This window comes from Acidovorax sp. KNOB132 (assembly GCF_057541515.1).
In genome coordinates this window covers 1-3,723 of sequence record NZ_BAAJYT010000322.1, presented here as the reverse complement: position 1 = coordinate 3,723, position 3,723 = coordinate 1, and the positions used below count along the sequence as shown (strand labels likewise).

Here is a 3,723-nt window from a genome sequence, read left to right as displayed (position 1 = left end):
TCATCCCCCCCAACGATCACGGAGACAAACCATGACATCGCTGCCCACCCCCCTGCGCACTGGCGCTGCGCCCCGCCGTTCTCACCCGCCGCCGCGCACTGGCCTGGGGCGCTGCCGCGCTCGCGCTGCCCGGCCTGGCCAACGCGCAGCCGGGCGACAAGCCGCTGCGCGTGATCCTGCCGCTGTCGGCCGGCTCAGGCGCGGACGGCGCCATCCGCGCCATCAGCAACAGCCTGGCCAAGGCCCTGGGCCATCCGGTCGTGATCGAGAACCTGCCCGGCGCGGGCGGCATCACCGGCACGGCGCAGATCGTGCGGGCGCCGCGGGACGGGTCGGTGATCGGTGTCGTCTCGAACAACCACGTGGTGAACCCGGCCGTCTACAAGAACATTCCGTTCGATTCGCTGGCCGACATCACGCCCATCACCGTGCTGGGTGCCACGCCCTTCGTGCTGGTCGCCCATCCGTCGGTGCCGGCCAAGACCGTGCAGGAGCTGATCGCGTATGCCAGGGCCAAACCCGGCGTGCTGAACTACGGCTCGTCCGGCAACGGCACCATCCTGCACCTGGGAGCGGCGATGTTCGTGGACCAGGCGCAGGTGGACATCAAGCACATCCCGTACAGGGGCATGGGGCCGCTGATGAACGACATCCTGGGTGGACAGGTGCAGCTGGGTGTCGTGGCCGTGGCGCCGGCCGCGGCGCACATCAAGGCGGGCGCGCTGCGCGCGCTGGGCGTCACCACCGCCGTGCGCGTGCCCACGCTGCCCAGCGTGCCCACCATCGCCGAGCAGGGCCTGTCGGGCTTCGAGCTGGAAGGGTGGATCGCCCCCATCGGCCCCACGGGCCTGCCCAAGGCCGAGGTGGCGCGGCTGTACAACGGCTTCAAGGCCGCCATGGAGATGCCCGAGGCGCGCGAGGCCCTGCTGGCCCAGGGCTACGACATCAAGCTCACACCGCCCGAGCAGGCGGCGGCGTTCTTTCGCAGCGAGGCCGCACGCATGGCGCAGGTGGTGAAAAGCGCGAACGTGAAGGTGGACTGAAACGCAGCCGCCACGCACCGGCCTTCGCGCGGGCCGGCATGGCGCTCAGAAGGGGCCGCGCAGGCCCCGGTTCACGCGGTGCGTCGCGCCCCAGGCGCTGAAGCGACCTTGCGATGCGAATCGGGTCGCTCCGCCAGATCGATGCCGTTCGAATGCCTTCGGCGTTCACGCCCGCGCCCGCGTTCGGCGAGCGGCCGAGCCAGTCAACCTCCCTCGCGCCATCACGCCATCGCCGCCGTGTGACGGCAAGCCTGTCGCGGGGGCGCGCCCCCGTGGGCGACAGGCGTTTCATGTCGACGCCAAAGCCGGCCTCCAGCGGTGCCAGGCGCGCGGCACGCGGCCCCTGGCCCGCGGGTCGCTGCGCCGGCGACCTCTGGGTAAAGATTTTGCAAATGCGAGTCATTTTCAATTAGGCGCCATAGAATTGCGGGTTTTCCCGGGCGCCGCCCTGTGCGGTGGCTCGCTCCCTGTCCCCCATCCGGCCCCTTCCGTTCCCGCATGACCCGCCCTCCGGACCCTCGCCGCCGCGCCCGCTGGCTCAAGACCCTGCATGAATGGCACTGGGTGAGTTCCGCCATCTGCCTCGTCGGCATGCTGCTGTTCGCGGTGACCGGGTTCACGCTCAACCACGCCGGCCAGATCGAGGCCAAGCCCCGGGTCACCAGCCTGCGGGCGACCGTGCCCGCACCGGTACTCCAGGCTGTAGCGCCCCCCGTCGGGCAGGCCCGCGCACCCTGGCCGCCGGCCCTGCAGGATTGGGCGCGGGCGCAGTGGTCCGTCGACACGGCAGGGCGCGAGGCCGAGTGGTCTGCCGACGAGGTCTATGTCTCGCTGCCGCGCCCCGGCGGCGACGCCTGGATCCGCGTGGGCCTGGCGGATGGCGAGGCCGAGTACGAACGCACCGACCGGGGCTGGATCTCCTACTTCAACGACCTGCACAAGGGCCGCAACACGGGCGCGGCATGGAGCTGGTTCATCGACGCCTTCGCCGCCGCCTGCCTGGTGTTCTGCATCACGGGCCTGTTCATCCTGAAGATGCACGCCGGCAACCGGCCCTTCACGTGGCCGATGGTCGGCCTGGGCCTGGTGCTGCCGGCCCTGCTGGCGTTCCTGTTTATCCACTGAACCGAAAGAGGAAAAATGCCCATGAAAAAGCATTTGCAGCTGCGCTACACCGTGGCGATGGGGGCCTGCCTGGGCGCGCCCGCCTTCGCGGCCGGGCTCGGCGTGGGGATCGAGATCCCGCGCCTGGACGTGGCCGAGTACCACCGCCCGTACGTGGCCGTGTGGGTCGAGCGCGCCGATGCCACCGTGGCCTCCACCCTGGCCGTCTGGTACGACGTGAAGATGAAGGACGCCGAGGGCAGCAAGTGGCTCAAGGACATGCGACAGTGGTGGCGCCGCACGGGCCGCGAACTGTCGGTGCCGATCGACGGCGTGACCAGTCCCACGCGCCCTGCCGGCAAGCACCTGCTGCAGTTCACCGAAGGCGCCAACCCGCTCGCCCGGCTGCCCGCCGGCAACTACAAGCTGGTGGTGGAGGCCGCGCGCGAGGTCGGTGGCCGCGAGGTGGTGACCGTGCCTTTCGCCTGGCCCGCCGCCAAGGGCGAGCCCCTGCGGGCCAAGGGCACCACGGAGCTGGGCGAGATCACGCTCGAACTCAAGCCCTGACCCGGCAAGCCCTTCACCCCCCATTCCCATCCGTCCGGAGTTTCCGCATGCATTTCAAGACCCCATCGCGCCTCGCCGCTGCCTGCCTCGTCGCCCTCTGCGGCGCGTTCACCTCCGCGCAAGCCCACAACGTGTGGCTGCTGCCGTCCACCACCGTGCTGTCCAAGGCCGAATGGATCACGGTGGACGCCGCGGTGTCCAACGACCTGTTCTTCTTCAACCACTTCCCGCTGGGCCTGGAAAACCTCACCGTCACCGCCCCCGACGGCAGTGCCGTGGCGCCCGAGAACGCGCACAAGGGCAAGCTGCGCAGCGTGTTCGACCTGAACCTCACGCAGACCGGCACCTACCGCCTGGCCGTGCTGAACAACGGCCTGTTCGCCACCTACAAGGACAAGGCCGGCCAGCCCAGGCGCTGGCGCGGCACGGCGGATAAATTCGCGGCCGAGGTGCCTGCCGACGCGCAGGACCTCAAGGTCACGCAGTCGGCCGGGCGCATCGAAACCTACGTGACGGTGGGCAAGCCCAGCGCCGTGAAGGCCAGCGGCAAGGGGCTGGAGCTGGTGCCCGTGACGCACCCCAACGACCTGGTGAAGGGCGACAAGGCCACCTTCGCCTTCCACATCGACGGCAAGCCCGCCGCCGGGCTGGAGGTGGTGCTGGTGGCGGGTGCCACGCGCTACCGCGACAAGCAGGACGAGATCAAGGCCACCACCGATGCCAAGGGCGAGTTCAGCGTGACCTGGCCGCAGGCCGGCATGTACTGGGTCGATGCCGATGCCAGGGACGACAAGGTGTCGCTGCCCCAGGCCAAGGAACGCCGCCTGTCGTACGTGGGCACGTTGGAGGTACTGCCCTGACCCCGTCCGCCCCCGTGCGGGTGCGCTATGCGGGCGTGCCGCTGCAGGGCGGTGGCCGCAGCAGCGCCACCACCGAAGTGCTGCCGACGCGGCCAGCGGGCGGCGCGGCCCTGCCTTCGTTCGTGCCGGCCGGGTACGCCACGGCGCCG

Annotated in this window: 4 protein-coding genes; all 4 read left to right on the top strand. The window is 70.4% G+C overall.

Annotated features, from left to right (window positions below):
• Window positions 1-59 precede the first annotated feature (59 nt).
• The 4 genes from AC27IO_RS21790 (at window position 60) to AC27IO_RS21775 (ending at window position 3,574) form a co-directional block, all read left to right on the top strand.
• Entirely contained in the window at window positions 60-1,043 is a 984-nt protein-coding gene (locus AC27IO_RS21790; RefSeq protein WP_498740719.1) for a tripartite tricarboxylate transporter substrate binding protein, read from the top strand.
• Between the two features lie 498 nt (window positions 1,044-1,541).
• Window positions 1,542-2,168: a PepSY-associated TM helix domain-containing protein gene (locus AC27IO_RS21785; RefSeq protein WP_317359735.1), complete on the top strand. Its 627-nt coding sequence runs from the start codon at window positions 1,542-1,544 to the stop codon at window positions 2,166-2,168.
• A 21-nt stretch (window positions 2,169-2,189) separates the two neighbouring features.
• Window positions 2,190-2,714, top strand: a complete 525-nt coding sequence (locus AC27IO_RS21780) for a DUF2271 domain-containing protein (protein WP_317359737.1) — start codon at window positions 2,190-2,192, stop codon at window positions 2,712-2,714.
• 47 nt (window positions 2,715-2,761) lie between these two features.
• Window positions 2,762-3,574, top strand: a complete 813-nt coding sequence (locus AC27IO_RS21775; protein ID WP_498740716.1) for a DUF4198 domain-containing protein — start codon at window positions 2,762-2,764, stop codon at window positions 3,572-3,574.
• Window positions 3,575-3,723: the final 149 nt, after the last annotated feature.

Coding starts and splice junctions, on each gene's coding strand:
- AC27IO_RS21785 (WP_317359735.1), top strand. CDS start 1,542: ATGACCCGCCCTCCGGACCCTCGCCGCCGCGCCCGCTGGCTCAAGACC.
- AC27IO_RS21780 (WP_317359737.1), top strand. CDS start 2,190: ATGAAAAAGCATTTGCAGCTGCGCTACACCGTGGCGATGGGGGCCTGC.
- AC27IO_RS21775 (WP_498740716.1), top strand. CDS start 2,762: ATGCATTTCAAGACCCCATCGCGCCTCGCCGCTGCCTGCCTCGTCGCC.